This is a genomic window from Corynebacterium glaucum (assembly GCF_030408855.1).
Lineage (GTDB): Bacteria > Actinomycetota > Actinomycetes > Mycobacteriales > Mycobacteriaceae > Corynebacterium > Corynebacterium glaucum.
In genome coordinates this window covers 1,170,374-1,196,251 of the sequence record NZ_CP047358.1, presented here as the reverse complement: position 1 = coordinate 1,196,251, position 25,878 = coordinate 1,170,374, and the positions used below count along the sequence as shown (strand labels likewise).

Below are 25,878 nucleotides of genomic sequence, written 5' to 3'. Positions count from 1 at the left end.
GGATTTCGCTCACTTTGCCTCGTCCTTCCTGAACACCTTGGACACGGTTGCCTCCGGGTAGTGCGCCTCGTCGTATGTGTCCGGCAGCACCATGGTGCCGATGCCGCCGCTGGTGAGCAGCTCGAGCAGCACGGAGTGCGCAATGCGGCCGTCGATGACGTGAGCCGCGCGCACCCCGCCGCGCACGGCGGTCAGGCATGCCTCCATCTTCGGGATCATGCCCGAATCCAGCGACGGCATCATCTGCTCGAGGTCGCCCACGTTGATCTTTGACAGCAGCGAGTCTTTGTTCGGCCAGTCGGTGTAGAGGCCCTCGACGTTGGTGAGCACTACGAGTCGCTCAGCCCCGATGGCCGCAGCAAGCGCGCCGGCAGCTTCGTCGGCGTTGATGTTGTACACATCGCCGTCTTCGCCTGGCGCGATGCCGGAGACCACCGGGATGCGCCCAGCCTCGATGATGTCCATGAGCGCAGACGGGTTGACGCTGGTGATAGTGCCGACCAGGCCGATGTCGGCCGGTTCGCCGTCGACATCCACATAGCGCTTCTCCGCCGTGAACAGCCCAGCATCCTCGCCGGAGGTGCCCACCGCGTACGGGCCGTGGGAGTTGATCTTGCCCAGCAGATCCCGGCCCACCTGACCGAAGAGCACCATGCGCACTACGTCGAGGATCTCCGGCGTGGTCACGCGGAAGCCGCCGACGAACTCCCCGCCGTCCAGGTTCAGCCGCTGCATCATCGCCGTGATCTGCGGACCGCCGCCGTGCACCACGACGGGCTTCGCCCCGACGGTGCGCAAGAACACCATGTCGGCGGCGAAAGCTGCCTTCAGGTCCTCATCGACCATGGCGTTGCCGCCGTACTTCACCACCACGATCTTGTCGCGGAAATGTTGCAGCCACGGCAGCGCCTCTGCGAGGACGTGGGCGCGCGCCTCATTGCTCAAGTCCGCACTCATTGCTTCGAAATCCATTGCAAGGCCCTTCCTAGCTGCTGTATGCGGAGTTGATCTCCACGTACGCGTGGCTCAGGTCGGTCGTGCGCACGGTGGCCACACCCGGCCCGCCCGCGCCGAGATCTACGTCGACGTCAATGTCCACACCCGACAGATCCACCTCGCGCGCACCGGGCGCACCGGCGGAATCCACGCACACCGGCTGGCCGTTGAAGCGCACCGAGATCTTCTCCGGGTTCATCTCGGCGTCCGCCATACCGACGGCGGCCAGCACGCGGCCCCAGTTGGGGTCGGAACCGAACATGGCGCACTTGAACAAGTTGTCGCGCCCGATCGTGCGCGCCGCCTCCAGCGCCTGGGCATCATCGGCGGTGCCGCGCACGGAAATGGTCACCCGCTTGGTCACGCCTTCTGCATCAGCCTGCATCTGCTTCGCCAGCGATTCGCAGATGGAAAGCAACGCCTCGTCGACCTCATCCTGGCTCGGGGTGATACCACTCGCCCCGTTCGCCATCACGATCACAGTGTCGTTCGTCGAGGTCGCACCGTCAATATCCAGGGTGTTGAACGTCACCGCGGTCGCCTTGCCCAAGGCTTCCTCCAGGGCTTCATTGCTTATCGACGCATCCGTGGTCACCGCAACCAGCATCGTCGCCAAGCTCGGCGCCATCATGCCCACGCCTTTGCCGATGGCGCCAACTGCCCAGCCGTCGCGCTCCACGAGCGCTTCCTTTGCGACCGTGTCGGTGGTCATGATGGCTTCCGCCGCCGCGGATCCGTGCGCTGCGTCCGAGCCAAGGCCCCGTGCAAGAGTGTCGATGCCCGCGCGCACCTTGTCCATCGGCAGCAGTTCACCGATCAAACCCGTGGAACACACCGCGACATCGTTCGCGTCGAGACCCAGCCGCTCTGCCGCGAGCTCCTGCGCCTCGCGCGCGTCAGCGTCTCCCTGCGCTCCGTTGCAGGCGTTCGCGTTTCCGGAGTTGAACAGCACCGCTTTGCACTGGCCGTCTGCGAGCACTTCGCGGCTAATTTTCACCGGCGAAGCGAACACTTTGTTGCGGGTGAACACCGCGGCAGCGGTGAACTCCGGACCTTCATTGACCACGAGCGCCATGTCCGGGTTGCCCGAAGGCTTGATGCCTGCCGTCGTCGCGGCGGCGCTGAACCCCTTGGGTGTGGTCACTGCTCCTGCAGTCATCGGTTCTCCTTCGATCAGTGGTGTGTGGATGGTTGGGATGTGCATCTAGGGTGCAACGCCCTGGCGCGGAAGCCCTGCGGCTTCTTCCAACCCCAAAGCGAGGTTCATGCACTGGACCGCGGCGCCTGCAGTACCCTTGGTCAAGTTATCGATCGCCGAGGTCATGAGCACCACACCCGCCTCCGCGTCGACCTCGACTTGCACGTGGCACATATTCGACCCAACGACGTGCTGGGTTTGCGGTTGAGTGCCTTCCGGCACCACCCACACAAACGGCTCGGAGGCGTAGAAGTCCTCGTACGCCTGTCGGGCGGACTCGGAGGTGACGCCCTCGACCAAAGGGGCGGTCACGGTGGTGAGAATGCCGCGCGGCAGCGGCGCAAGCACCGGGGTGAAACTGACCGTGACTGGCGCGTCTGTTACCTCAGCGATGTTTTGGGCAATCTCCGGCGTGTGGCGGTGTTTGCCCGCGGTGTTGTAGGCCTTGAGCGAGCCCATCGTCTCCGCGCCGAGCATGGGCACGGCAGCTTTCTTTCCTGCCCCGGAAACACCGGTGATGGAAACTACGCGCAGGTCCGGCTCGCAGATCCCAGCTTTGACCGCGGGTAGCGCCGCCAAGGTCGCCCCCGTCGGGAAGCAACCGGGCACCGCGATGCGCTTGGCCCCCTGGAGCTCCTCACGGTGGCCAGGCATCTCCGGGATACCGTAGGGCCAGTGGCCAGCGTGCTTGGAACCGTAGTAGCGCGCCCAGGCTTCCGCGTCGCGGAGCCGGAAGTCCGCCGCGCAGTCGATCGCCACGGTTTCCTCGGGAAGGTTCGCGCCGATCTCGGCGGAGAACCCGTGCGGCAGGCCCAGGAACACCACGTCGTGGCCGCTGAGGACGGCGATGGAGGTCTCTTCGATCACCCTGCCTGCGAGCTGCGGTAAGTGCGGCATCTGCTCCTCCACCGGCTGGCCGGCATTCGAATTGCCGGTCAGTGCGCCGATCTCCAGCTCCCCCGAAAGGTAGGCGGGGTGGGCAAGCAAGAGGCGAAGGATTTCGCCACCGGCGTACCCGGTGGCACCCGCAACTGCGACAGAGAAGCTCATGCCGTCACAGTAGCGAATTATGCAGTTGGCTGCAAACTATGCGATCGTACCGGCCTAGCCGCGCATCGCCGCACCGTGCTGCTCCTCAGCTGCCTTCGCAGCACGCAAACGTGCCTCGGAAGCCTCGTCCTCAGTCAGGGTGCGGTCCCCCGCCCTGAATACAAGCCCGAACGCCAGCGACTTCTTGCCCTCGCCGAGCTGCTCAGAGCGGTAAACATCGAACAGGCGCACGCTCTCGACGAGCTCGCCCGCGGCCTCCTCAACAGTGCGCCGCACTGATTCCGCCGGTAATTCCTCGTCCACTACCAGCGCGATGTCTTGGTTCACCGCAGGGAACGCAGAGAGCACCGGAGCCGGCAGCACCTCATCCAGCGGCAGCGCGGTGAGGTCGAGCTCCATTGCGCACGTGCGCGCCGGCAGCTCGAGCGCTTCAAGAATCTGCGGGTGTAGCTCGCCCGCATAACCAACAATTCGGCGATCCTGACCGTCGGCGGAGGCGACGGTCAGCGCCGCGCAGCGACCCGGGTGCCACGGCAAGTGCTCCGCGGCCTCCACCTCGAGCACCACACCGGCAGCTGCAGCGGCCACCCGCGCAGCCTGGATCGCATCAGCCCAGGTGTAGTCACGAGCCGCGCCCAGCGGTCCGGCGATCTCCTGCTTGCCCACCGCCACGGTGGCAGCGTGCAGGCGCTGATCCGGCAAGGAATCGACCAGCTCCCGCAAAACGTCTTCATCCGGGCGCGCCGCAACCGACGGCATCGGCGAGACATCCGCACGCTTCACCGAGGTCTGTGCCACCGAGAACACCGCCACGTCGTTGCGCCCGCGCGCCACGTTGCGGCCGATCGCCTCAAGCATGGACGGCAGCAGGGTCGAGCCGAGCACGCCATAGTCGGCGTCCAGCGGGTTCTGCACCTTGACCACGTTTCGGCGCGGATCGTCCGCGTCGAGCCCCCACACGTCAAAGGCATCGTTCTTCATGAACGGGGTCGGGATAATCTCGGCGTAGCCGGAGTACGCCAGCGCGTGCGTCACCGCGCGGCGGCGGCGTTGCAGCGGAGACAGCCCTCGGCCACCGACCGGGGTCGGCAGGATCGACGGCACGTCGTCAAGACCCTCAAGGCGCACGACCTCTTCGATCAGCTCGACAGGCACCGTGAGGTCGCCGCGCCACGTCGGCGGAGTAACAGTCGCCTCATCGCCGTGCACCTCAACGACACAGCCCACTTCTTCCAGCCGCCGCACCACAGTCTCCGGCGCGTACTCCACGCCGATCAGCTCACTCGGGCGACCCAGACCCACGGTGATCGGCTCGCGCGTAGGCACCTCGCCCACGATCGTGCCGCGCTCAGAGATCGTGCCCCCAGCACACTCCACCAACAGCGCGCACGCGATATCCAGCGAGATCTCGATGATCGCCGGATCCACGCCACGCTCGAAACGACGCGAGGCTTCTGAGGACAACTTGTGGTGCCGCGCTGTCTTCGCCACGGTCAGCTCGTCCCAGCTTGCCGCCTCGAAGTACACGTTCACTGTCTCATCGGAAATCTCCGAGGAGGTTCCACCCATCACCGCAGCGAGCGACTGAATCCCGTTGTCGTCCGAAATCACCACGTCCGTCGGCAACAGCGTCCGCTTCGCGTGGTCGAGAGTCTCAAATTCCTCGCCACCCGCCGCGTTGTGCACCCGCAGCCCGCCAGCCACCTTGTCCGCGTCAAACGCGTGCATCGGCTGCCCGGTCAGCAGCATCACAAAGTTGGTCACGTCCGTCGCCGCGTTCACCGAGCGAATCCCCGCCAGCATCAGCTCGCGCTGCATCCAAAACGGTGCCTGCGCGTGCGGGTCAATTCCCTCCACCAGTCGCAGGCCGAATCGCTTCGCCTTCGTCGCAGGCTCCAGGTCGATCTCAATCAGCTTTTCGCTTATCGACGGCACCTTGGACACGTCCACCCCAGCCACAGCCGGATCCTGCGCCACATCCCCGAAGCGCAGATCAAAGGCCGAAGCGATCTCGCGGGTCAGCCCACGCGCGGACAGAGCGTAGCCGCGGTCCGGCGTGATGTTGACCTCAAAGACCGTGTCGGCGAGGCCGACAACCTCGCGCGCGTCCTGGCCCGGGATGAGGTTGAACCGCTCCACGGTGGCGTCGTCAAGCGTGATGATGCCCTCGCTCTTTGCAGTGAGTCCGAGCTCTGCCGCGGAAGCCATCATGCCGTTGGAAATGTGGTCATAGGTCTCGCGCGCGGCGATCTCGAAACCACCGGGCAACACTGCGCCCGGCAGCGACACGACGACCGTGTCCCCTTCCGCGAAATTGCGCGCGCCGCAGATGATGCCCTGCGGCTCGCCGGTGCCGTTGGCGTCACCAACGTCGACCTGGCAGTAGCGAATCGGCTTCTTGAACCCGGTGAGTTCCTCGATTTCGAGGACCTTGCCAATTACGAGCGGCCCGGTGGTTTCCGGAACCGCCTCGTATCCTTCGGTTTCAAAGCCGACCCGGACGAAGCCTGCGTCGAGTTCCTCGTCGGTCGGGTTGAAGCCGTCGTTGCCCGCATTGTCCAGCAGGCGGGTGATCCAGTTCTTGGAAATCAGCATGATCTACTCCTTATGCCTGCACGCCGAACGGGATGGTGAATCGCACGTCGCCTTCGACCATGTCTCGCATGTCGGTCAGGCCGTTGCGGAACTGCAAAGTCCGCTCAAGTCCCATGCCGAATGCGAAGCCGGTGTAGACCTCCGGGTCAATGCCCACCGCGCGCAGCACATTCGGGTTGACCATGCCGCAGCCGCCCCACTCGATCCAGCCGGCACCGCCCTTCTTGTTGGGGAACCAAACGTCCACTTCGGCGGACGGCTCGGTGAACGGGAAGTAGTTGGTGCGCATGCGCGTAGTGGTCTCCGGGCCGAAGAGGCTCTGCGCGAGGTGGTCGAGCGTGCCCTTGAGGTGCGCCATGGTCAGGCCCTTGTCCACCGCGAGCCCCTCCACCTGGTGAAACACCGGGGTGTGCGTGGCATCGAGCTCATCGGTGCGGAACACGCGACCCGGGCAGGCGATGTAGACCGGCACATCACGCTCGAGCAGGGTGCGCACCTGCACCGGCGAGGTGTGGGTGCGCAACACCTGGCGCGAGCCTTCCTCGCCGATGTAGAAGGTGTCCTGCAGGGTGCGTGCAGGGTGATCCGGAATGAAGTTCAGCGCGTCGAAGTTGAAGTACTCCGCTTCGACCTCGGGACCTTCGGCGACTTCCCACCCCATGCCGATGAAAATGTCGGCGATCTGCTCGCTCAGCGTGGTAATCGGGTGCATCGCGCCCGGCTGGGTTCGACCGGTGGCCAGGGTGACGTCGACCTTCTCCTCGCGCAGCTGCTGCTCGCGGTACTCAGCTTCGCGCAACTGATGTACAGCTGCGTAGTGTTTCTCTGCCTTGCCGCGGGCCACGTTGACGAAGCGGCCGGCATCCTTGCGCTGATCCTTCGGCAGCGTGCCAAGCGAACGGCGTGCTAAGGAGATCGGCGACTTCTCACCGAGGTGGGCACGGTATGCCTCTTCCAGTGCCGGCAGATCCGCAGCGGCATCAAAAGCTGCGATCGCATTCTGCGCCGCAGAATCGAGTGCTTCCTCCGTCAGTTCGACGGTCATCGCCGATTCATTGTGAGCGTTCTTGTCTGTGTCAGTCACGTCAAACCTTTACCCAATCGGGTTATTGAACCCCGTCCGGTCAAAACGGTATCTAGCTTACCCACCCCCACGCGATGGTCCTGCGACCTGTCGGACCTCTTACCAATCGCAGCAGATACAGCGGACGTACAGTCACCTTTCAGATTGATAGCTCTCGTTTCCCACGTATTTGGTGGTCTACCAGCATTGATCCATTGGCACATTGATTTACAGTACTTGCTCGCCGGTATCCCGGAAGGGACGAGACATTCCCGGCACCGCCCAAAGACAGAACAGGAAAGATAGTGGGCACTCCTTATAACCAAACATCGAGCAACCGATCCGAACTCAAGTCGTTCGAAGGCCGCATTCTTCCCAATCAAAACGAAGATCCGGAGGATCAGGGACTCACATTCGACCTCACAACAATCGAGAATCGGATCTCCCGCCGCAAGCTACTCGGCATGTTCGGCATCGGCGCGGGCTCTGTCGCGCTCGCTGCGTGCGCCCCGAATGCACCTACCGTGTCCAGTACCGCAAGCTCCTCCCAAGCGAGCTCCGCTGCCCCAGCTTCAAGCTCTACCTCGTCCACTGAGGCGACAAGCAACACACTCGCGGAGATGAACACCGAGACCGCAGGTCCGTACCCGGGCGACGGTTCGAACGGCCCGGACGTTCTCGAGCAAGTCGGGGTTGAACGCAGTGACATCCGTTCCTCAATCGGCGGTGGCGCGACCGCAAGCGGCATACCGCTGAAGCTGAAGATGAACATCATCGACATGGTTAACGGCAATGCACCCATGTCCGGCGCCGCGGTATACATCTGGCACTGCGACGCATCCGGCAGCTACTCCATGTACTCGTCCGGTCTCGAGGACGAGACGTACCTTCGCGGCGTGCAGGTCACCGGCGAGGACGGATCGGTGGAGTTCGCCACGATCATCCCAGGCTGCTACGAAGGTCGTTGGCCACACATCCACTTCGAGGTGTTTTCCTCGGTCGACGACATTACCGATGCCTCGAATGCGATCCTGACCTCACAGATTGCGCTTCCTGCAGCGGTCTGCAGCGAGGTGTACGAGACCGACAACTACGCCGACTCGGTCGTACCGTTCTCGCATATCACGCTCGAGACCGACAACGTTTTCTCGGATGGATGGGAACAGCAAACACCCGAAATGAGTGGAGACATCCTCGCTGGCTACAGTGCGAAGCTCAATGCCCCCATCGACACCACCACATCGAACAGTGGTGGCGGCGCCGCACCGAACATAGGTGGTGGGCCAGGTGAAAGCTCCGGGCCGGGTGGACCGGGCGGTCGTCCGCCAGCCGACATGCCGACTCCTCCGAGTCAGTAACCAGGCTCAGTCTGCTTCGTCGCGGATGGCTTCGGTGAGTTCTTTCACCAGCTGCGAAAGGTGTAGCAGGTCCTGGTCTCCTAGCTTCGCCGCCACCTCATTGGCCCACTGATGCTGACGGGGTCTCAGCGAGGCGAGTTCCGCGTATCCGTGCGAGGTAAGCGCAAGTAGTTGAGAGCGCTTGTGCTCCGGGTTCTCACGCCACTCGGCGATACCCGTCTCAACGGCAACATTCGCCAAACGCTGAACACTCTGCCTCGCGCGGCCGAGGCGTCGGGCAATCACGGCGACCGTCAAGGGCTCGTCGATAAGCAAACCGAGCACCTGCCACATTGCAGGGGTGATCTGTGAGCCCTCAGTGATTGAGCTCGCGGCATTGTCCAGTGCCGCCGCCAGCTCGAAAACGGGCATGACGAGGTTGGTCAGCGCATCACCCTCAGGAGTTCTGCCAGGCATCAAGGGCCTCCATGAGCCGCGGGTATGCGCCTGGATTACCCAGGTAGAGCTCTTCCCACGCGTCCGTGAATTCGTCAGGGAACAGCTCGATCTCCCGCAGTACCGCCGCCGTGAACTGCACCGGAAAGATCCCGGAGGCGGTAATTACCCCCGCGTCGCTGACTGCGGGCGCGTCTTGGTAGAGGTGTTGACCCTGGTAACCTGTGGTCTCGAGCATCTCTGGCGCGTTGGAGGTGTGCTCGTGACAGTCGAGGAGGCCTGCCCGGGCAAGCGCAAGCGTGCCTCCGCAGATCGCCGCTACCGGGATACCTCGCTTTTCGCATTCGCGCACAGTTTCAAGGAGCCTATCGTGGCCCGCGTCATACGTGTCGCCGCCAGGAATGACCAGAATGCTCAGACCCTCCAGCTCCAGATTCTGCAGATCTACATCCGATTCGATGGGCACCCCACCCAAAGTGCGCACGCTTCCCATTGCATCTCCGACAAATTGAAGCTCACAGCTTTCCGGTTTCGCCTGCCGCGCACGTGCTGCGTGGGTGGTCAAGTAAGCGAATTCCCAATCGGCCATTGTGTCAGTCGCGTAAACCGCGATACGTTTCGTCATATTTGACAGTATACTGTCAAATATGACGTCGTAAAGGCCAACCGAGAAAGACAAACGGCCCTCCTGCGGTTCATACAGCGAGAGGGCCGTCAGTGACTTACCGGGGAACGGTAGGCGCAATCATGAATCGCCACGGCCATTCAGCCATGGATCCCCATCATCCCAATCGTCCCAGCCAGGATTTCTCGGCGGCTGTGGAGCTGGAGGCCACAGAGCCGGTGGCTCCTGGTCACCGCTGCGCTCGCCAACGGCCGCGGCAGGGTCAACGATTCCGGTACCGCATCCGTTGCACGAGCCCTCCAGCGGGCGGGCCGTTTCGCGCAAGCGGGCCGCCACCTGATCCGGGTTCATGCCCGGGTTTTCTGCGAGCATCAGCGCAACTACACCGGCAACGTACGGCGAAGCCATGGAAGTACCCTGCAGCGACGAGTAGCTCGGCTGTCCAGGGCCTTTGCTTCCCGAGTTGTAGGTCGCCAGGATTCCGCCGCCCTGGCGGTCGTCACCGCCGGGAGCAGTGACATCCACGGATGCGCCGTAGTTGGAGTAGCTCGACTTTTGGTCGCGCGGGCCGGAGGCCGCCACGGTGATCACACCACGGCAGCTGGCCGGCTGGACGTTTTCAGCGTTCTGGTTTTCGTTACCAGCGGCGACGACAACCACCGTGCCTCGGCTACGTGCCCTATCCACTGCTTCCTGGTAGGAGCGGGAGCACTGGCCCTGACCGCCAAGCGACATGTTGATGATCTTGGCTGGGTTCGGATTCTGGCTGGCACCCCTGACCTGGCCACCGGAGGCCCAGTCCATTGCATCGATAATGTCGGAGCTGTAGCCGCCGCACGGTCCCATAATGCGAACAGGCTGAATCGCCGCGCGTGGCGCGACGCTGGCCACGCCTTCGCCATTATCAGCCACAGCTGCGGAAATTCCGGCTACGTGCGTACCGTGCCAGGATGAGGACCGTCCGTTACCGCCGCACTGGCCAGATTCTTCCCAGTCCCCTTCATCGCGCGGATTCTCATCCCATCCATCGCCATCGCGGCCGGCCTTTTGGTCCGAGATAAAGTCGTATCCTCCTCGGACATTCTGATCCAAGTCTGGGTGCGCGGTGATACCGGTGTCAAGGACCGCAATGGTCTGCCCGTCACCACGCTTCGGAGCATTGGCCCAAGCGGTTTCAATGCTGGGGCCAGCGGAACCATTCAGTGCCCACTGCTGGCTGAACTGCGGATCATTGACCGTCATCGGGTACATGCGAACGTCTTCCTCGATGTACTCGATTCTCCCGCTCGCCTCAGCATCGCGAATGAACTGCTGAATCTCTTCATCGTTCATGCGCTTTTCCGATTCAAAGATACTCGTGCCATCTTCGCGGTCACGGACCTCTGTGGTGTCAGGCAGCGGGTCATCCGCTGCACCATTCAGAATCTGGGTGCGCTCCTCCGCAGTGACGGTGTCGGGGCTGTCGGTGAACTTCACGATGAAGCGGGTCGGGGCATCGTCCTCGACTACCCGCTCATCAATCCTCGGGGCTTTAGCGACTTCGCCATCCTGCGCTGCGGCCACAGGCAACTGCGCAGAAACTGCGAGCGCGAAGCTCACAGGTATGGCCATCATGGCCACTGTTCTTCTGTGTTTCATTGGCCTTCCTTCAGTCGGTTTTTCGGCTTCCACAGCGGCCGATCCCTCATGCACCGCCCGGTGCTAGTTATCGCTTTCACCGCCTACCGCCCGCTTGTAGCGAAACGGTGGCGGAAGCATAAGCAAAAGATCTCGTCAGCATAAGCAAAAGATCTCGTCGGAATTTGATACTCCCAATGTGTTACTTACACGTTCCTGAGTGTTTCATAAGCTTCCGTACCGGACCGGGAGGTCATAGCAATTCGCGATAGATTTTTCGCCTCAAAAATTGGCAGAATCGCGCCAGCACCGTCGTGTTAAGCTCCCACCCGTTTGTGGGCAATGTTGCGCGTTCATCTTGGATGGGAATGGACACTCGCGCGGTAGCTGCGTCCAACACCTCTGAGTCCAGCTAAGCCTGCTCCCTCGAGCTGACCGATGACCCGCCGCACCTCGCGGTCGCGCGCCACCGGAATGTGGAACAGGGAGCTTGCAGTGGAACGCACAACCTTGGGTGCCGACGGATCCACGGTGTCACCGGCGAAGATCACCGCATTGGCCGACAACATACTGTCAGTATGCCGGCCGACGATACCGCTCATCTTCACGTCGGGTATGTGACCTGTATGGTGTGGCCGAACGCTTCAACAGGCAGAAGGAGCATACAAAGTGCCCAAGAACCGTCTTACGGAAGAACAGATGGATGCCATCGACCGTCTGCTCTGCGAGCCAACCTCCCACGCCATTTCCTACGTCCCCCACCGGGTGATGGCGGAGTCGTTCTTGGACCTCGACGCCTACCTGGAAGAGCACTATCTCCCGAGGTTCATCGACCGCTACGCGTTGGTGGTGCTGGTACTCCTGTACACCTGGGCCGATCACGTGCGCATCGCGCCAGGCAAGGGCGGCCGCAATGAATACCCTCCGACGGTTATTGAAGACGACGGCACCCACTCCAGCGACGTCAAGGACATCGACAATCTCGTCCGCCGCACGCTGCTCAACGAGGGGCCGCACACGACAAACCTTTACATCGAAAGCCGCGGCATTCTAATCACGCTGCGCGGCGGCTGCGATGTCCTCTTCTTCGGCCTCGGCCCCGAAGAAGAACGTCTGGCACAGTCGCTTGCCGACGCCAACGGCCTCTTCCTCAAACGCGCCACCGAGGAAAGAACCGTCGAGGACTGCTTGAGCGCGGACTACCCGACCGCCTATCCGCGCTCAGGAAGGACGGTCTCTAGCCACGTCCTTCCCACTCCCAGCGAAGACTTCCCCGACACCGATACCCTCGGAGGGGCCAAGTTCACCCCGGAAGGTTAGCCGTCTCCGAGGGCCTTCGACGATTCCCAGAGGCAGATCGCCGCGGCGGTAGCGAGGTTCAAAGACTCCGCATTGCCGTGGATGGGAATGGACACTCGCGCGGTAGCTGCGTCCAGCACCTCTGGGTCCAGCCCGTGCGCTTCGTTGCCGAAGAGCCACGCCGTCGGCCGCGCCAGCCCATCCCCGGGATCTGCAAGGTTCAACTCGCCGGACATGGTGGTCGCAAGCGTCGCTAAGCCTGCTCCCTCGAGCTGACCGATGACCCGCCGCACCTCGCGGTCGCGCGCAACCGGAATGTGGAACAGGGAGCCCGCAGTGGAACGCACCACCTTGGGTGCCTCCGGATCCACGGTGTCGCCAGCAAAGATCACCGCATCGGCACCCACTGCATCCGCGATGCGAATAATGGTGCCGGCGTTACCGGGATCGCTAGTCTCCACGCACACCGCGACCAACTTCGGCTTGCCTTTCAAAATCGCGGGCACGGTCCACAGCACGGGCCTGCAGACGGCGAAGATGCCGGTATGAGTCACCGCATCCGCGAGGTGCTCGGCTGCCTTGTCTGTGATCGCATGGACGTACACGTCCGTATACCCGGCGGCACGCACGATCTCCTCGTAGCGCTCCGCGGCCTCGGCAGTCACAAACAGGTCCGTCGCCGCCCCCGTAGCCACAGCAGCTTCCACAGCATTCTCACCCTCGGCAAGAAAAGCTTTTGCTTTTCGACGCCCCGCCGAACGCTTTAACTTCGCCGCATTGACCACGCGGGGTGTGCGTTCGGTAAAGGGTTGTGCAAAGTCGAGGGCCATGGCCCCCGAGCCTACATGGTGAGCTGGGGCGACCTTTCGTCGATAAGCCGCAAATCCGGAACCTGGGCGAGGGTGCCTTGTGCGTGGACGTGGGCGATGAAGTCCACTGCGTGCTCGCGCTCAATGGCGATGATGCGGTGTCCGTTGACCTCGGTCTCGACACCGCTGCCGAGGACGAAGCCGTCGGCAATGATCAGCAGGATTAACGCGACCTCGCCATTGCATACCTCGTCGGCCATCGCGGCGAGTGCGGATACGGATGCCTGCCGGTACTCATTGGCGGGGTGGTTCGGGCCCGCGCTGAATCGGCCCTCGTCGTCGAGGCTGAGCGTGCCGGGCCAATGGTGCGTGGCCGCAACAATGACACCGGCTGAGGTGGCCACCATGTGGTCAATAGTGTCGCTGTTTCGGGCGCGGAGCCGTGACGCCAGGGCATCAGCAAACCGGGTGGAGACAGTACTCGTCAACGTGCTCGTCAAAGTCTCGACTGCCTGCTCTTTGGAAGCACGGACGATCTCGGCGCCGCTCTCGGAGACGCAAACCGCCACATCGTGCGCCGTCTGGATCGCGTTAGGCAGATCCGCATCCATCGCGAGACCAACCTGCTGCTTGGCGTAGCACTCGGCTGCGATCGGGCGCGCCTCTGGAATGGAACTGAAGCCAGAGAAGTCGCCGCGCTTTGCGTCGTCGATAAGCTTGCGGACCTTGGATTGTGTCTTGGCTTGTGCCGTATCGCGGTCCTCGCCTGTCGAACTGCTGCGCGGGCGGTCCTCACGGCGGCGGATGATCAACTGCACAGTAGCCAGCGCCACGACGCCAAGAATGAAGGCGATCCACATGATTAACGCGAACTGACCAAGCCAGCTGTTAACGACGACCATGGTGATTGGGAACGTGACGACCAAGATGATCGCCAGGATCACGCTGACGACGGGCAGGCGGGACTGACTTTGCGGGCTCGGAACGGGTTTCTGCTGAGGTTCGGTAATCGCATCCTGCAACGACTCTGCGAGTAAATCCCAGCCGGCCCCCGCCGGAGCTCGCTTGCCATACCGTTGTGCCATATCCGTCCGCCCGTTTCCGCAATTGTTCAGTCCTCTTATGGGAGCTGTGCAGATATTACCTGGCTTTTGGCCTCGCTATTAATTCACGGGGTCTTCCACGTAGAAAACTTCATTCTCTTTCGGCATCCAGGTCGACTCGTCCATACGGGAGCGAAACAGCATCGGCAGCCCAGTGCATTGTTCCCAATCCTGCGAGTCCGTCACCTGCACGTGCACGTGCGGCTGGGTGCTATTGCCGGAGTTGCCGCACTCCCCCACCACGTCCCCAACCCGCACGGTATCTCCCGTCGCCACTCGCACACTGTCCCGCTTCAGATGCACGAGCGCTACAAACGCGGCAGTTGCCGAGCACTGAATCACCACCGCGTTGCCGGTGATCGCGCGCACCCCGCCCTCCCGCAACCGGCGTTGCTGGCCCAGCATGTAGGGCACGAGTTGGAGCTGCGACCTCCGCGCCTCGTGGTCAGCAATCCCGTCCCACGCCTGCACCACTACCCCATCCACCGGGGCAAGGATCTCGCGCCCAAAGGACGGGAACGCAGCCGGGTCCTCCAGACCGAATGCCGTCGACCAACTCCACGGCGCGGTCCGCTTCTCGCCAGACAACCCGATGAAGTCGATCGAATACGTGGTCCCGAGCATGTGCGAGCCGTGGCTAGGCACCCGTCGCGCCGGACTATTGCGGGCACGCCACCAGCCTGTAAACGGAAAGAAAAGCTCTACCGCCTGCGTCACGCCTGCCAGCCTAGCAACGCAAAACGCCCCACCAACCCGGCAAACAACCGGGGCGGCGGGGCGTCGATAAGCAAAAAGCTCTTAGGCGGCAGCGACCGGAGCGTTAACATCCTCCGGAAGCGCGTTCTTTGCAACCTCGCACAGGGCGGAGAACGCAGCGAAGTCGTTCACAGCCAGATCGGCGAGGATCTTGCGGTCCACCTCGACCTCAGCCAGCTTCAAGCCGTGGATGAGACGGTTGTAAGTGATGTCGTTCATGCGGGCAGCGGCGTTGATGCGCTGGATCCACAGCTTGCGGAACTCGCTCTTGCGCTTGCGGCGGTCGCGGTACGCGTAGGTCTCGGAGTGCAGCCACTGCTCCTTGGCCTTGCGGTACAGGCGAGAGCGCTGGCCGCGGTAGCCCTTCGCGGACTTCAGAATCGCGCGGCGCTTCTTCTTGGCGTTGACTGAACGCTTAACACGTGCCATGAGTCATTACTTCCTTTGCTTCAGAGGGGTGAATAGTTCAGGGCAGTGCTTAGGACATGCCGAGGAGGCGCTTTGCGCGCTTGACGTCAGATGCTGCGACGTCGGTGGTGCCGGAGAGCTTACGGCGACGCTTGGAGGACAGCTTCTCGTTGAGGTGGCGCTTACCGGCCTGCTCGCGGCGCAGCTTGCCTTTGCCGTTGACCTTGATGCGCTTTGCGGTGCCCTTGTGGGTCTTCTGCTTCATGGTAAAAGCCCTTCAGTTTGTGTACGTGCTACTTCTTGCCCTTGCGAGCCGGCCCGAAGACCATGGTCATGTTGCGACCGTCCTGCTTCGGACGGGACTCCACTACGCCGAGCTCCCCGATGTCGTCTGCGAGACGCTCAAGGAGGCGGTAGCCAAGCTCCGGACGAGACTGCTCACGGCCGCGGAACATGATCGTGACCTTGACCTTGTTGCCCTTCTCCAGGAAGCGCTCAACATTGGCCTTCTTCGTCTGGTAGTCGTGCTCATCGATCTTGGGGCGGAACTTCTGCTCCTTGACCACGGTCTGCTGTTGGTTCTTGCGGGCCTCGCGGGCCTTCTGATCCTGCTCGTACTTGAATTTGCCGTAATCCATGATCTTGCACACGGGCGGCTTCGCGTTCGGGGCGACCTCGACTAGATCAAGATCTGCTTCGTACGCCAATTTGCGAGCATCGTCCGTGCGGACAATGCCCACCTGCTCGCCGGACGGGCCGACAAGACGAACTTCCGGGACACGGATACGTTCGTTGATCCGAGCTTCAGCGCTGATGAGACACTCCTAAAAGATTCTGAGGGTTGTAGTTGAGCTACCAGGCCACTCACGGTGTCTCACCCCACGAAAAAATCCCGCTCGCGCTATGCGCACGGCGGGAGCTCTCCGAAAAACAGGGGGCTTTTCGCTTGACGACGATTACGCCCCCTACCTTTACCCGTATCCAACCACTCGAACTATGCCGGGTGGCGGCGTGGGGTGGGATGAACTCCACTTGCAGCCCGCACACCTGGAGGAGGTGCACTGGGCGGTAGTGCATTTAAAGGTACCGCACTTGCCTCGCTGAACCAAATCAGCCGACACAATTGGCCGGGGTGCGATTAAATTGCCGTATGGCGGAACGCAATCCCCAGGAAGAGTGGCTCGTCAGTGCTCGGCGCGAGCTGGGTGACTTGCAACGATCCTACAGCGAGCTGCAATCGCGTATCGACGACCTTCGCTACCGCATCTATTTCACCGAACGCTCCCTGCGGGAGGCGGCTCCCCCGCCGCCACCCGGGCCGCGGCCGGCCCAACCGGCCCCCCAGAACATGCAGCCGGTCGCAAAACCACCCGCACGTCCGGAGCAACGCGAGCGCAATGTCCTGCGCACGGTCGCTGTGCTTGGATCCCTCATTACGGTGATCGGTGTCAGCCTCGCAGTCGCTCTTGCCTACCAGTCGGGGCTGCTTGGTCCTGCGGGCATCGCGGTGTTGGGATACATCCTCGCGGTCGGCCTTACCGCGCTCGGCTACTTCGCGTTCCACCGTCAAGCTGCCACCGCCGGCGTGACCGCGCTATACGCAACCGGGTTCATCACCGCTACGATCGTGACCTTCTACGCATCCAATCCACCGCTGGAGTGGTTCGCAGACGACCTAGTCACCGAATTCACAGTTGTGGCGATCTTCGCCACCTTTGCAGGTATCGCCGTCTGGCACCGCATCCCAAACCTGCTCAAGATCATGCTCGTGGTCATCCTGCCCTACCACTGGGCTTTTCTCGGCCCACCCTTGCCCACAGGCATCCTCACTCTCCTCGCGCCGGTCACGGCGGCGTGCCTCACCTGGTTCTTTCCCATCGCCCGCCACCCACGCGACGCCGCGACAATACGTGCGCTCGGTGCGCTGAATATCTGTGTGTACGCGATTGGGTGGACGTTGTTGACCTACTTCGTCGACGACCCGTTCCAGCACCTCCGCGCACTCCTTTTTGTCTTTGCCGCTGCGGCTTTCGTTGTTGGCGAGGCGTTCTACCCTCGTCAAGAGCTGCAAATTTCCAGCTGGGCAAAGGTGTCTTACTGGTTCTGCGGCCTGATCGCTCCGCTCGTCATCGTCGGCGTCTCAATGTCTATCTTCGACGGATGGGCGCGATGGTTTACACCCGCGTGCGTTGCAATACTTTGGGCGGTGTACGAGTGTGCGCCCGCACGCCGCGCCCCGCACGCCGTTGTCGACCCGCTTCGCGCGGTGTGGATGATCGCCCTCGCGCTCAGCATCCTTGATATGCGCCAGACGATGCAGTTCATTGCCGACCAAGCGCTCATTCGGATGCTCTCAATCCTCGCCGCCTATGCGGTTGCTTTCGTCGCCGTCTCCTTCATGCTTAGCCGCCGTCCACGTAACGACGGCATCGTGTTCACGGTGTGGGTGTACGGCACTTTTGTCGCCTCTGCTGGACTCCTCGCTGCATCGACCGGTGCCAACCGTCGATTCCTCGAACACTGGACGTATGCCGTCCAAGCGCTCATCGTCGCAGCAGTTATGGGACTGTGCCTATTGCAGCGGAACCAGATCAAGCGGTTCAACCAACCGCTCACCGTCGCCGCGGCGCTCGCTCTCCTGCCACTTTCCATGATGGTGGTAGTCCCGCTGACCAGCTATACCGCGAGCATCCTTGCTCCCCAGAATCCGGAAGCGGCCACAACCGGGTTCTACGCCGGACACGCCCTGATTTCCATCACGTGGATTGCTCTCGCGGCGTGGATTCTCCTTTCCCACCGCGACTTCTTCGGGGAAAACGGAGATCTCCTTGTCGGCCTCATCTTGGCAATCGCGGCCACGTTGAAGCTCGTCCTCTTCGACCTCTCTACACTCGGCGGCATCCCGCGCGTGCTCGCGTTCATCGTTTCCGGCCTGTTACTTATCGCAGTCTCTGTGCTGCGGGCGCGCAGCCGAGCCACGACGCCGATGCCGCTACCTACCGGGCCAGTACCTCCGCCAGGAATTGGCCGGTAAAGGATCCGTCGACAAGCGAAACTTCCTCTGGGGTGCCCTGCGCCACGACCGTGCCTCCGCCGGATCCACCCTCCGGGCCCATGTCGATGATCCAGTCTGCGGACTTGATTACGTCAAGGTTGTGCTCGATGACCAGCACGGTGTTGCCCTTTTCAACGAGGCCGTTGAGCACGAGCATGAGCTTGCGAATGTCCTCGAAGTGGAGGCCGGTGGTCGGCTCGTCGAGGATGTAGATCGTGCGGCCGTTGGAGCGCTTCTGCAGCTCGGCCGCGAGTTTGACGCGCTGCGCCTCGCCGCCGGACAGCGTCGTTGCGGACTGGCCGAGCCGGACGTAGCCCAAGCCGACGTCGACAAGCGTCTGCAGGTAGCGGTGGATCGAGGTGATCGGCTCGAAGAACTCGGTGGCCTCCGAGATCGGCATCTCCAACACCTCGGCGATGTTCTTGCCCTTGTAGCGCACCTCGAGGGTCTCGCGGTTGTAGCGCGCACCGTGGCACACCTCGCACGGGACGTAAACGTCCGGCAGGAAGTTCATCTCAATCTTGATGGTGCCGTCGCCGCGGCACGCCTCGCAGCGCCCGCCCTTGACGTTGAAGGAGAAGCGCCCGGCCTTGTATCCGCGCACCTTCGCTTCCTGTGTCTCTGCGAAGAGGTTGCGGATCTTGTCGAACACGCCCGTATATGTCGCCGGGTTCGAGCGCGGCGTGCGCCCGATCGGGCTTTGGTCGACCTGCACCAGTTTGTCCAGGTGCTCCAGGCCCTCGATCTTCTTCACGCGGCCCGGCACCTGCCGCGCCCCGTTGAGCTGGTTTTGCAGACTCTTGGCCAGAATCTGGTTCACCAGCGTCGACTTACCGGACCCGGACACTCCGGTCACCGCCACCAGCACACCCAGCGGAATGTCCACGCTCACGTTGTCCAGGTTGTTCTCGCGCGCGCCGACAACACGGAGCTTTCGTTGCTTATCGACGCCGCGTCGTTCCTCAGGAACCTCAATCTTCTTCCGACCCGACAGGTAATCCCCGGTCAGCGAATCCTTCGCCTTCTCGATGCCGGCCGGCTCACCTTGGTAGACCACTTCCCCGCCGTACTCGCCGGCGCGCGGGCCGATGTCGATGAGCCAGTCCGCCTCGCGGATGGTGTCCTCATCGTGTTCAACCACGACGAGGGTGTTGCCCAGGTCTCGGAGCTTCTTCAACGTCGCGATGAGGCGCTGGTTGTCGCGCTGGTGCAAGCCAATCGACGGTTCGTCGAGGACGTAAAGCACGCCCGCCAGGCCGGAACCGATCTGGGTGGCCAGGCGGATGCGCTGCGCCTCGCCGCCGGACAGCGTGCCCGCGGAGCGCGCGAGCGTGAGGTAATTAAGGCCCACGTCGAGGAGGAAGCGCAGGCGCGCCTGAATCTCACGCAGCACCGCGCCGGCGATCATTTCTTCGCGGTAGCCCAACACCAAGTTGTCCAGGTACTCAGAAGCGTCCTCGATCGAGAGCTCCGTCAACCCCGCGATAGACTTCTCGCCGTGCGTGGTGGAATCCAGGCGCACCGCCAGGATCTCCGGCTTCAGACGCGCGCCGTTGCACGTCGGGCACGGGATCTCGCGGGTGTACGCCAGCAGGCGTTCCTTCTGCGCGTCGGATTCGGCCTGCTCCATCTTGCGCTCGAGGTAGCCAATCACGCCCTCGTACGCGGCAGTGAAGGAACGCTGTCGGCCGTAGCGGTTCTTGTAGCGCACGCTCACCTTCGTGTTCGAGCCGTACACGAGGTGCTTCTGCTGCGTCTTGGTCAGCGAGCTGAACGGCGCGTTGGCGTCAAAACCTTCCTCCTTCGCCAGGGCTTCGATGAGCTTGGCAAAGTAGCCCTTGTTCGGGCTGGAGTTCCAGATTTGAAACGCGTCGACTGCCGGCGCGTCCGGATCCGGGATCACAAGGTCGATGTCCACTTCCTTGCGCACGCCGAGCCCGTCGCACGCCGGGCAGGCGCCGAACGGAGAGTTGAATGAGAAGGCGCGCGGCTCGTACTCCTCCACGTCCAACTTGTGGCCGTTCGGGCACGCCATCTTCTCGGAGAAAATCTGCACGCGATCCGGATCATCGGCATCGAGGTCGACAAAATCGAAGCCCACGAGGCCGTCGGCAAGCTTGAGTGCCGTCTCCACGGAATCGGTCAGGCGCTGCTTCTGGCTCGCCTTCACGGTGAGGCGGTCGATCACCACGTCGATATTGTGTTTGACCTGCTTTTCCAACCTCGGCGGTTCGGTGAGCTGGTAGGTCTCACCGTCGACGTTGACACGCGAGTACCCCTGCGCCGCAAGGTCCTTGAACAGGTCGGCGAACTCGCCTTTGCGCTTGCGCACGATCGGCGCGAGCACCTGAAACTTCGTGCGTTCCTCTAGCTCCAGCACCTGATCCACAATCTGCTGCGGCGTTTGACGGTCGATCACCGCGTCGCACACCGGGCAGTGCGGCGTGCCGGCGCGCGAATACAGCAAACGAAGGTAATCGTAGATCTCCGTGATCGTGCCCACCGTCGAGCGCGGGTTGCGGTTCGTCGACTTCTGATCGATCGACACCGCCGGCGACAACCCGTCGATGTAATCCACATCGGGCTTGTCCATCTGGCCGAGAAACATGCGCGCGTACGACGACAGGGACTCAACGTAGCGTCGCTGGCCCTCCGCAAAGATGGTGTCAAATGCCAGGGATGACTTGCCGGAGCCGGACAGGCCCGTGAACACGGCCATTTTGTCGCGAGGCAGGTCAACGTCGATGCCTTTGAGGTTGTGTTGGCGCGCACCGCGCACTGTGAGCCGCTCAGCCACGAAGGTTTACGTCCTTACTTGTCAGTTCATCCCATGTTCGCCCCCAATGAACCTACCAACGTGGCCCGCCCCCGAGGTATTCCGCGTGACTAACGTGGGCTGCATGAAGACCTCTCCCCCCAGCTTCCAGATGGCCCACGTCGCGGTTTCCAGCATGGACAACAACTGCTACCTCCTCATCTCGGGAGAGCAAGGATTGCTTATCGACGCCGCGGACGACGCCCCAGCACTTCTGTCACTCGCGGCCGACAACGGTGTCACCATCACAGACGTCTTGACCACGCATCGCCACCACGACCACACGAGGGCTCTCGAGGAGGTCCTCGCGGCGACCAACGCAACGCACTGGGCATCTCACCTCGACGCACCGGCCCTGCCGGCTCCGGTCGACCACGAGCTCAAGGACGACGATTACATCGCCTTCGCCGGTGAGCGGTTGCCAGTGGCCATCTTGCGGGGCCACACTCCGGGGGGTGCGTGCGTTGCCGCGCTCATCGACGGCGAGCCGAACCTCTTCGTCGGCGACTCGCTGTTTCCGGGTGGGCTCGGCAAGACCTCTTCCGAAGGTGACTTCGTCCGGCTTTTCACTGATGTGAAAGAAAAGTTCTTCGACCGCTTCCCGGACGAAACCGTCGTTCGCCCCGGCCACGGAAAGCCGACCACGATTGGCGCCGAGCGGCCACACCTCGATGAGTGGTGGGAGCGCCGCTGGTAACACATCCCGGCGCAACTCTTCCCACGATGACAGAAGGAAATGTCTACAGTGGACGGCGTAGTGGCTTTTCAAAACTGCCACGTTTCGATGAAAAGGATTGGTTAGAGAATGATTCGCAAGATCGCGCGCCCGATGCTCGCGTCGGTGTTCATCATCGACGGCGTGAGCACGGTGCTCAACCCCGCTGGCCAGAAAGAGAGTGCCGAAAGCGTGCTCACCCAGGTTCGCGCTGCGCTGCCCCGCCAGTACCGCGCCTTCATCCCGAAGGATCCGGAGACCGCGGCGCAGATCATCGGCGGTGTGAAGGCTGGTGCCGGCTCCCTGTTCGCCCTGGGCAAGGCCCCGCGCACCGCGGCAGCGCTGCTCACCGCAACCTCCGTTGCTTCCCTTGCAGGCCGCAACGCCTTCTGGGACACCGATGACGCAGATGAGAAGGCTCGCCGTCAGGCCGGCGCACTGACCGACCTCGCCCTGACCGGTGGCGTGCTGCTGGCAACCGTCGATACCGCTGGTAAGCCGGATATGAAGTGGCGCGCACAGAACGCCGCAAAGGTCGCGCGCAAGAACGTTCAGCAGGCGCTGCCGACCCAGTCCGAGACCGAGAAGGCCCTGTCCAAGGCAGGCGGCTGGTTCTCTGACACCACCGACCAGGTCGGCGAGTACATCGACGACAACAAGGGTGACTGGAAGAAGGCTGCTTCCAAGGCTGGCGGCGCCGCCCAGGACTTCATCGGCGACGCACGCAAGCAGACTTCGAAGTTCCTGTCCAACGCTGGCGACTGGCTCGACGATGCAACGGGTGAGCTGCAGGACTCCTACGACGACCTGAAGCCGAGCAAGCTGGACCAGTTCAAGGCAAAGCGCAAGGCATCCGGTGCAGCCGACGATCTACGCGACTGGGCTTCCGATGCGTGGGACGAGATCACCCCGTCCCGCGTGCAGAAGTTCAAGGCGAAGCGCCAGGTCAACTCCGTCGTGGGCGATCTGCAGGACACCCTCGACGATCTTGGCCCGTCCGGCCTGGACAAGTTCAAGGCGAAGCGCAAGGTGAACAAGGCGACCTCCAAGGTCCAGGGCAACGCACAAGATGCAGTGGATAACCTCCAGCACGCTTGGGACAAGCTCGACGCGTCCCCCAGCTGGTACCAGCGCCGCAAGTGGAAGCGCAAGGTCAACAAGGCTGAGCGCAAGGCCAAGAAGGCAGTGAAGAAGGCACAGAAGAAGCTCGGTTAAGCGCCGGGTTCGCCTCGCGGCACACCGACGGCCTCGCCCCTGGGAATACCCCAGCGGACGGGGCCGTTTCGCATGAGTACGGTGGAATATCCGGCTGACAAAGTAAGGAGCATGAGATGACGAATCCGGTAGAGCAAGAACAGGCCTACGTCGACGTGCTCTTCGATCACCTCCGCGCCGAGGTCGAGTCTGCCCGGGCAAAACTCGCTGCGGTGCAGGCCGACGTAGACCCCGATAACCCCGACGCGGATGCGCTTGTGCGGCGCGAGACGGAGTACCACTCCTTGAACGCGAAACTCGACCAGCTCGGAATTGCCGAGATCGGGCTTGTGTTCGGCCGCGTCGATGTCGCGGATAAGGATCCGTCCAACCCAGTTCCAGACCGGGTCGACCTCGACCGGCGATACGTCGGCCGGATGGGCATCGATGACCGCGCCGACAACTACCGCACCCTACTCCTGGACTGGCGCGCGCCACAGGCTCGCCCGTTCTACCTCGCCACGACCGCGAACCCTGAAGGTGTGGAAACCCGCCGCAACATCCGGATGCGCGGGCGCGCCGTCACTGCGGTCGACGATGAGGTGCTCTCTGGTGACGGTACTGAACCGCTAGAGACCAACGTCGGCTCCGAGGCTGCGCTCCGCCGCGCGATGAACCAGGCTCGCACAGGTCACATGCAATCCATTGTGGAGACTATCCAGCGCGAGCAGGACGAAATCATCCGCGACTCCACCCGCGGCGTGATGGTGGTCCAAGGCGGGCCCGGCACCGGCAAGACTGCGGTCGCCCTGCACCGCGTCGCGTACCTGCTCTACACGTGGCGCGAACAGCTCTCACGCACGGGTGTCCTCATTATCGGCCCCAACGACACGTTCTTGGATTACATTTCCAGGGTTTTGCCTGAACTCGGTGAGACCGGCGTCGTGCTCTCGACACTGGAAAACCTCGTGCCTGGCTTCACCCCGCGCGCGCTGCGGAGCGCGGAGTCCGCCGCCGCCCGCGAGGTGAAGGGGTCTGCGGAGATGGTGACCATTCTCAAGCGCGCCGTGCAGGCGTACCAGACGGTTCCGCAGCACCCAGTGCCCCTCGACATCGACGGCGTCAAAATCGAAGCCACGCCCGCCATGGTCAAGGCCGCCCGCACCCGTACGCGCCGCTCGCGCAAACCGCACAATCCCGCTCGCGCGGTGTTCGCGGAGGAACTCACCCAGCTCTTGGCCGAAGCCCTCGCTGTTCGCATCGGCGAAGACCCGCTTGGCGGCGCAAACCTGCTGTCCGCCGCTGACGTTGACCAGCTGCACGACGACCTAACAGAGCACCCGCAGGTGCAAGTGCTTATCGACGACCACTTCCCACTGCTCTCCCCAACCCAAGTGCTCGATTCGCTACTCACCGATCACGACCGGATCGTCGAGGCCGCGGGTGACTACGACGACTACACGCAAAACGCGCTCTACCGCGCGCCCGGCGAGCCTTTCGCTCCTTCGGACACTGCTCTCATCGATGAGCTCGCGGTGCTCATCGGTATCGACGACGCGGAGGAAACGCGCCGTCGCGAGGAAGAGGAATGGCGCCGTCAGGTCGCCGAGGCGGAGGACGCGCTGGACATTCTCGCGTCCTCAGAAGCAACCGACAACGATGACGACCAGTTCGAGGCCGAGATTCTCTCGGCAGCAGACGTGATCGACGCTGAGACGCTCGCGTCGCGCCAGCGGGTGCGGGACATCCGCTCCACGGCGCAGCGCGCACGCGAAGATCAGACGTGGGCGTACGGTCATGTGATCGTGGACGAGGCCCAAGAACTCTCGCCGATGGAGTGGCGTATGGTCTTCCGGCGCTGCCCGTCGCGCTGGATGACGTTGGTCGGCGACATCGCCCAGACCTCGTCGCCTGCCGGTACCGACGATTGGGGCACCACCCTCGAGCCCTTCGTGGCGCAACGCTACCGGCTCCACGAACTCACGGTGAACTACCGCACCCCCGCGGAGATCATGGAGTACGCCGATGCGGTGCTGGAACAAAGTGGCGCTGCCAAGAGCTCGTCGATAAGCATCCGCTCTACTGGCGTTCCTGTGGCCCACTTCCCCCTTGGAACCGACCCAGAGACGGTGCGTGCGGGCCTGGATGGCCGACTGACCGCGATTATTTCGGCGGAGAATGTCGCGGAAATGAAGGGCCTCGAGTTCGACCATGTGATTGTGGTCGACCCTCAGAAAATCGTTGAGGCCTCGCCACAAGGGTGGCAAGACCTCTACGTTGCAGTCACCCGGGCCACGCAGACCCTGTCGGTGATTGGGGAGCTTACTCCGTAACCGTGTGGACGATCATCACGTCGCAGTCGGACTGACGTGCGACATCGGCCGGCACGGAGCCGAGCAGGCGGCCGGTCAGGGAGTTGATTCCACGGTTACCCACCACGAGCAGCTCAGCGTTGTTGTCGTTCACAATCGCCATAAGCGCCTCGACCGGGGTGCCCGGGCGGGTTGCGGTCTCCACGTCCTTCGCACCAGCGGCGCGGGCGTGGTCAGCAGCGGCCTCGAGGTTCTTCAGCGCCTCGTCATCGCCCAGGATGGTCACGGAGTCCTGTCGCAGGGACTTCGACGCGTCCTCCTCGGAGCGGTAGTACGCGGTGCCGATCACCAGCGTGGCACCAAACGCCTCGGCCATCTTGGCGGCACGCTCGACGGCGAGGAACGAGGACTTGGAGCCGTCCGAACCGACCACGATGGTGTTGTAGTAAGAACCCATGTCGTCAAAGACCTTTCC

The 25,878-nt window shown here is 62.8% G+C and carries 22 protein-coding genes; 6 read left to right on the top strand and 16 right to left on the bottom strand.

What is annotated here, in order from left to right:
• Window positions 1–9 precede the first annotated feature (9 nt).
• The 5 genes from argB to pheS are packed head-to-tail and all read right to left on the bottom strand — an operon-like array spanning window position 10 to window position 6,884.
• Window positions 10–957 carry an acetylglutamate kinase gene (gene argB / locus CGLAUT_RS05825; RefSeq protein ID WP_290187049.1) on the bottom strand — a complete coding sequence of 316 codons (948 nt, stop codon included), beginning with the start codon at window positions 955–957 and terminating at the stop codon, window positions 10–12.
• 28 nt (window positions 958–985) lie between these two features.
• Window positions 986–2,155, bottom strand: coding sequence for a bifunctional glutamate N-acetyltransferase/amino-acid acetyltransferase ArgJ (gene argJ, locus CGLAUT_RS05820; RefSeq protein WP_290186903.1), 1,170 nt, complete (start codon window positions 2,153–2,155; stop codon window positions 986–988).
• A 45-nt stretch (window positions 2,156–2,200) separates the two neighbouring features.
• Window positions 2,201–3,244, bottom strand: coding sequence for an N-acetyl-gamma-glutamyl-phosphate reductase (argC, locus tag CGLAUT_RS05815; protein ID WP_290186901.1), 1,044 nt, complete (start codon window positions 3,242–3,244; stop codon window positions 2,201–2,203).
• Window positions 3,245–3,298: 54 nt separating this feature from the next.
• Window positions 3,299–5,839: a phenylalanine--tRNA ligase subunit beta gene (gene pheT / locus CGLAUT_RS05810; protein WP_290186900.1), complete on the bottom strand. Its 2,541-nt coding sequence runs from the start codon at window positions 5,837–5,839 to the stop codon at window positions 3,299–3,301.
• A gap of 10 nt (window positions 5,840–5,849) precedes the next feature.
• Window positions 5,850–6,884, bottom strand: coding sequence for a phenylalanine--tRNA ligase subunit alpha (pheS, locus tag CGLAUT_RS05805; RefSeq protein ID WP_290187047.1), 1,035 nt, complete (start codon window positions 6,882–6,884; stop codon window positions 5,850–5,852).
• Between the two features lie 323 nt (window positions 6,885–7,207).
• Between pheS and CGLAUT_RS05800 the strand changes: the two genes are divergently transcribed.
• Window positions 7,208–8,260, top strand: a complete 1,053-nt coding sequence (locus CGLAUT_RS05800; RefSeq protein ID WP_290186898.1) for a dioxygenase family protein — start codon at window positions 7,208–7,210, stop codon at window positions 8,258–8,260.
• 6 nt (window positions 8,261–8,266) lie between these two features.
• On the opposite strand, the gene CGLAUT_RS05795 is transcribed toward CGLAUT_RS05800, so the two are convergent.
• The 3 genes from CGLAUT_RS05795 to CGLAUT_RS05785 all read right to left on the bottom strand — a co-directional run bounded on the left by CGLAUT_RS05795 (window position 8,267) and on the right by CGLAUT_RS05785 (window position 10,958).
• Window positions 8,267–8,716: a MarR family winged helix-turn-helix transcriptional regulator gene (locus tag CGLAUT_RS05795; RefSeq protein ID WP_290186896.1), complete on the bottom strand. Its 450-nt coding sequence runs from the start codon at window positions 8,714–8,716 to the stop codon at window positions 8,267–8,269.
• The gene (locus tag CGLAUT_RS05790) at window positions 8,697–9,320 is read right to left on the bottom strand and encodes a DJ-1/PfpI family protein (RefSeq protein ID WP_290186894.1); all 624 of its coding nucleotides are present in this window, start codon (window positions 9,318–9,320) and stop codon (window positions 8,697–8,699) included. Before CGLAUT_RS05790 ends, CGLAUT_RS05795 begins: the two co-directional genes overlap by 20 nt.
• A gap of 120 nt (window positions 9,321–9,440) precedes the next feature.
• The gene (locus CGLAUT_RS05785; RefSeq protein WP_290186892.1) at window positions 9,441–10,958 is read right to left on the bottom strand and encodes a S8 family peptidase; all 1,518 of its coding nucleotides are present in this window, start codon (window positions 10,956–10,958) and stop codon (window positions 9,441–9,443) included.
• Window positions 10,959–11,606: 648 nt separating this feature from the next.
• Here CGLAUT_RS05785 and CGLAUT_RS05780 point away from each other — a divergent pair.
• Window positions 11,607–12,257 (top strand): hypothetical protein, encoded by a 651-nt coding sequence (locus CGLAUT_RS05780; protein WP_157731281.1) that lies wholly within the window; start codon window positions 11,607–11,609, stop codon window positions 12,255–12,257.
• On the opposite strand, the gene CGLAUT_RS05775 is transcribed toward CGLAUT_RS05780, so the two are convergent.
• From CGLAUT_RS05775 to infC, 6 genes are all read right to left on the bottom strand, one after another.
• Complete coding sequence (locus CGLAUT_RS05775; protein WP_290186889.1) at window positions 12,254–13,066, bottom strand: TrmH family RNA methyltransferase; 813 nt, start codon at window positions 13,064–13,066, stop codon at window positions 12,254–12,256. The two genes, CGLAUT_RS05780 and CGLAUT_RS05775, sit on opposite strands and share 4 nt — an antisense overlap.
• 11 nt (window positions 13,067–13,077) lie before the next feature.
• Window positions 13,078–14,130 carry a hypothetical protein gene (locus CGLAUT_RS05770; RefSeq protein ID WP_290186888.1) on the bottom strand — a complete coding sequence of 351 codons (1,053 nt, stop codon included), beginning with the start codon at window positions 14,128–14,130 and terminating at the stop codon, window positions 13,078–13,080.
• Between the two features lie 78 nt (window positions 14,131–14,208).
• Window positions 14,209–14,865 carry a M23 family metallopeptidase gene (locus CGLAUT_RS05765; RefSeq protein WP_198305045.1) on the bottom strand — a complete coding sequence of 219 codons (657 nt, stop codon included), beginning with the start codon at window positions 14,863–14,865 and terminating at the stop codon, window positions 14,209–14,211.
• Window positions 14,866–14,946: 81 nt separating this feature from the next.
• Window positions 14,947–15,333, bottom strand: a complete 387-nt coding sequence (rplT, locus tag CGLAUT_RS05760; protein ID WP_095659889.1) for a 50S ribosomal protein L20 — start codon at window positions 15,331–15,333, stop codon at window positions 14,947–14,949.
• 49 nt (window positions 15,334–15,382) lie between these two features.
• Entirely contained in the window at window positions 15,383–15,577 is a 195-nt protein-coding gene (gene rpmI, locus CGLAUT_RS05755) for a 50S ribosomal protein L35 (RefSeq protein ID WP_290186887.1), read from the bottom strand.
• A 28-nt stretch (window positions 15,578–15,605) separates the two neighbouring features.
• Window positions 15,606–16,127, bottom strand: a complete 522-nt coding sequence (infC, locus tag CGLAUT_RS05750) for a translation initiation factor IF-3 (RefSeq protein WP_095659887.1) — start codon at window positions 16,125–16,127, stop codon at window positions 15,606–15,608.
• A gap of 335 nt (window positions 16,128–16,462) precedes the next feature.
• Between infC and CGLAUT_RS05745 the strand changes: the two genes are divergently transcribed.
• On the top strand, window positions 16,463–18,346 hold the full coding sequence (locus CGLAUT_RS05745; RefSeq protein WP_290186886.1) for a DUF2339 domain-containing protein: 1,884 nt from the start codon (window positions 16,463–16,465) through the stop codon (window positions 18,344–18,346).
• Here CGLAUT_RS05745 and uvrA read toward each other — a convergent pair.
• Window positions 18,309–21,164: an excinuclease ABC subunit UvrA gene (gene uvrA, locus CGLAUT_RS05740; RefSeq protein ID WP_290186884.1), complete on the bottom strand. Its 2,856-nt coding sequence runs from the start codon at window positions 21,162–21,164 to the stop codon at window positions 18,309–18,311. The two genes, CGLAUT_RS05745 and uvrA, sit on opposite strands and share 38 nt — an antisense overlap.
• Window positions 21,165–21,267: 103 nt before the next feature.
• Here uvrA and CGLAUT_RS05735 point away from each other — a divergent pair, with 103 nt between their 5' ends.
• The 3 genes from CGLAUT_RS05735 (at window position 21,268) to CGLAUT_RS05725 (ending at window position 25,424) form a co-directional block, all read left to right on the top strand.
• Window positions 21,268–21,879: an MBL fold metallo-hydrolase gene (locus CGLAUT_RS05735; protein WP_290186882.1), complete on the top strand. Its 612-nt coding sequence runs from the start codon at window positions 21,268–21,270 to the stop codon at window positions 21,877–21,879.
• Window positions 21,880–21,987: 108 nt separating this feature from the next.
• Complete coding sequence (locus CGLAUT_RS05730; RefSeq protein WP_290186881.1) at window positions 21,988–23,112, top strand: DoxX family protein; 1,125 nt, start codon at window positions 21,988–21,990, stop codon at window positions 23,110–23,112.
• A gap of 116 nt (window positions 23,113–23,228) precedes the next feature.
• The gene (locus CGLAUT_RS05725) at window positions 23,229–25,424 is read left to right on the top strand and encodes a HelD family protein (RefSeq protein WP_290186880.1); all 2,196 of its coding nucleotides are present in this window, start codon (window positions 23,229–23,231) and stop codon (window positions 25,422–25,424) included.
• Here CGLAUT_RS05725 and CGLAUT_RS05720 read toward each other — a convergent pair.
• Window positions 25,414–25,860 (bottom strand): universal stress protein, encoded by a 447-nt coding sequence (locus CGLAUT_RS05720; RefSeq protein WP_290186878.1) that lies wholly within the window; start codon window positions 25,858–25,860, stop codon window positions 25,414–25,416. The genes CGLAUT_RS05725 and CGLAUT_RS05720 overlap by 11 nt on opposite strands.
• Between the last annotated feature and the right edge of the window lie 18 nt (window positions 25,861–25,878).

What these genes read in the sequence shown, in the direction of transcription:
- CGLAUT_RS05795 (WP_290186896.1), bottom strand. Translation starts at nt 8,716, where the DNA reads ATGCCTGGCAGAACTCCTGAGGGTGATGCGCTGACCAACCTCGTCATG.
- rplT (WP_095659889.1), bottom strand. Translation starts at nt 15,333, where the DNA reads ATGGCACGTGTTAAGCGTTCAGTCAACGCCAAGAAGAAGCGCCGCGCG.
- CGLAUT_RS05785 (WP_290186892.1), bottom strand. Translation starts at nt 10,958, where the DNA reads ATGAAACACAGAAGAACAGTGGCCATGATGGCCATACCTGTGAGCTTC.
- CGLAUT_RS05730 (WP_290186881.1), top strand. Translation starts at nt 21,988, where the DNA reads ATGATTCGCAAGATCGCGCGCCCGATGCTCGCGTCGGTGTTCATCATC.
- argB (WP_290187049.1), bottom strand. Translation starts at nt 957, where the DNA reads ATGAGTGCGGACTTGAGCAATGAGGCGCGCGCCCACGTCCTCGCAGAG.
- CGLAUT_RS05735 (WP_290186882.1), top strand. Translation starts at nt 21,268, where the DNA reads ATGAAGACCTCTCCCCCCAGCTTCCAGATGGCCCACGTCGCGGTTTCC.
- CGLAUT_RS05745 (WP_290186886.1), top strand. Translation starts at nt 16,463, where the DNA reads ATGGCGGAACGCAATCCCCAGGAAGAGTGGCTCGTCAGTGCTCGGCGC.
- CGLAUT_RS05720 (WP_290186878.1), bottom strand. Translation starts at nt 25,860, where the DNA reads ATGGGTTCTTACTACAACACCATCGTGGTCGGTTCGGACGGCTCCAAG.
- pheS (WP_290187047.1), bottom strand. Translation starts at nt 6,884, where the DNA reads ATGACCGTCGAACTGACGGAGGAAGCACTCGATTCTGCGGCGCAGAAT.
- argC (WP_290186901.1), bottom strand. Translation starts at nt 3,244, where the DNA reads ATGAGCTTCTCTGTCGCAGTTGCGGGTGCCACCGGGTACGCCGGTGGC.
- rpmI (WP_290186887.1), bottom strand. Translation starts at nt 15,577, where the DNA reads ATGAAGCAGAAGACCCACAAGGGCACCGCAAAGCGCATCAAGGTCAAC.
- CGLAUT_RS05790 (WP_290186894.1), bottom strand. Translation starts at nt 9,320, where the DNA reads ATGACGAAACGTATCGCGGTTTACGCGACTGACACAATGGCCGATTGG.
- pheT (WP_290186900.1), bottom strand. Translation starts at nt 5,839, where the DNA reads ATGCTGATTTCCAAGAACTGGATCACCCGCCTGCTGGACAATGCGGGC.
- argJ (WP_290186903.1), bottom strand. Translation starts at nt 2,155, where the DNA reads ATGACTGCAGGAGCAGTGACCACACCCAAGGGGTTCAGCGCCGCCGCG.
- CGLAUT_RS05725 (WP_290186880.1), top strand. Translation starts at nt 23,229, where the DNA reads ATGACGAATCCGGTAGAGCAAGAACAGGCCTACGTCGACGTGCTCTTC.
- CGLAUT_RS05770 (WP_290186888.1), bottom strand. Translation starts at nt 14,130, where the DNA reads ATGGCACAACGGTATGGCAAGCGAGCTCCGGCGGGGGCCGGCTGGGAT.
- CGLAUT_RS05775 (WP_290186889.1), bottom strand. Translation starts at nt 13,066, where the DNA reads ATGGCCCTCGACTTTGCACAACCCTTTACCGAACGCACACCCCGCGTG.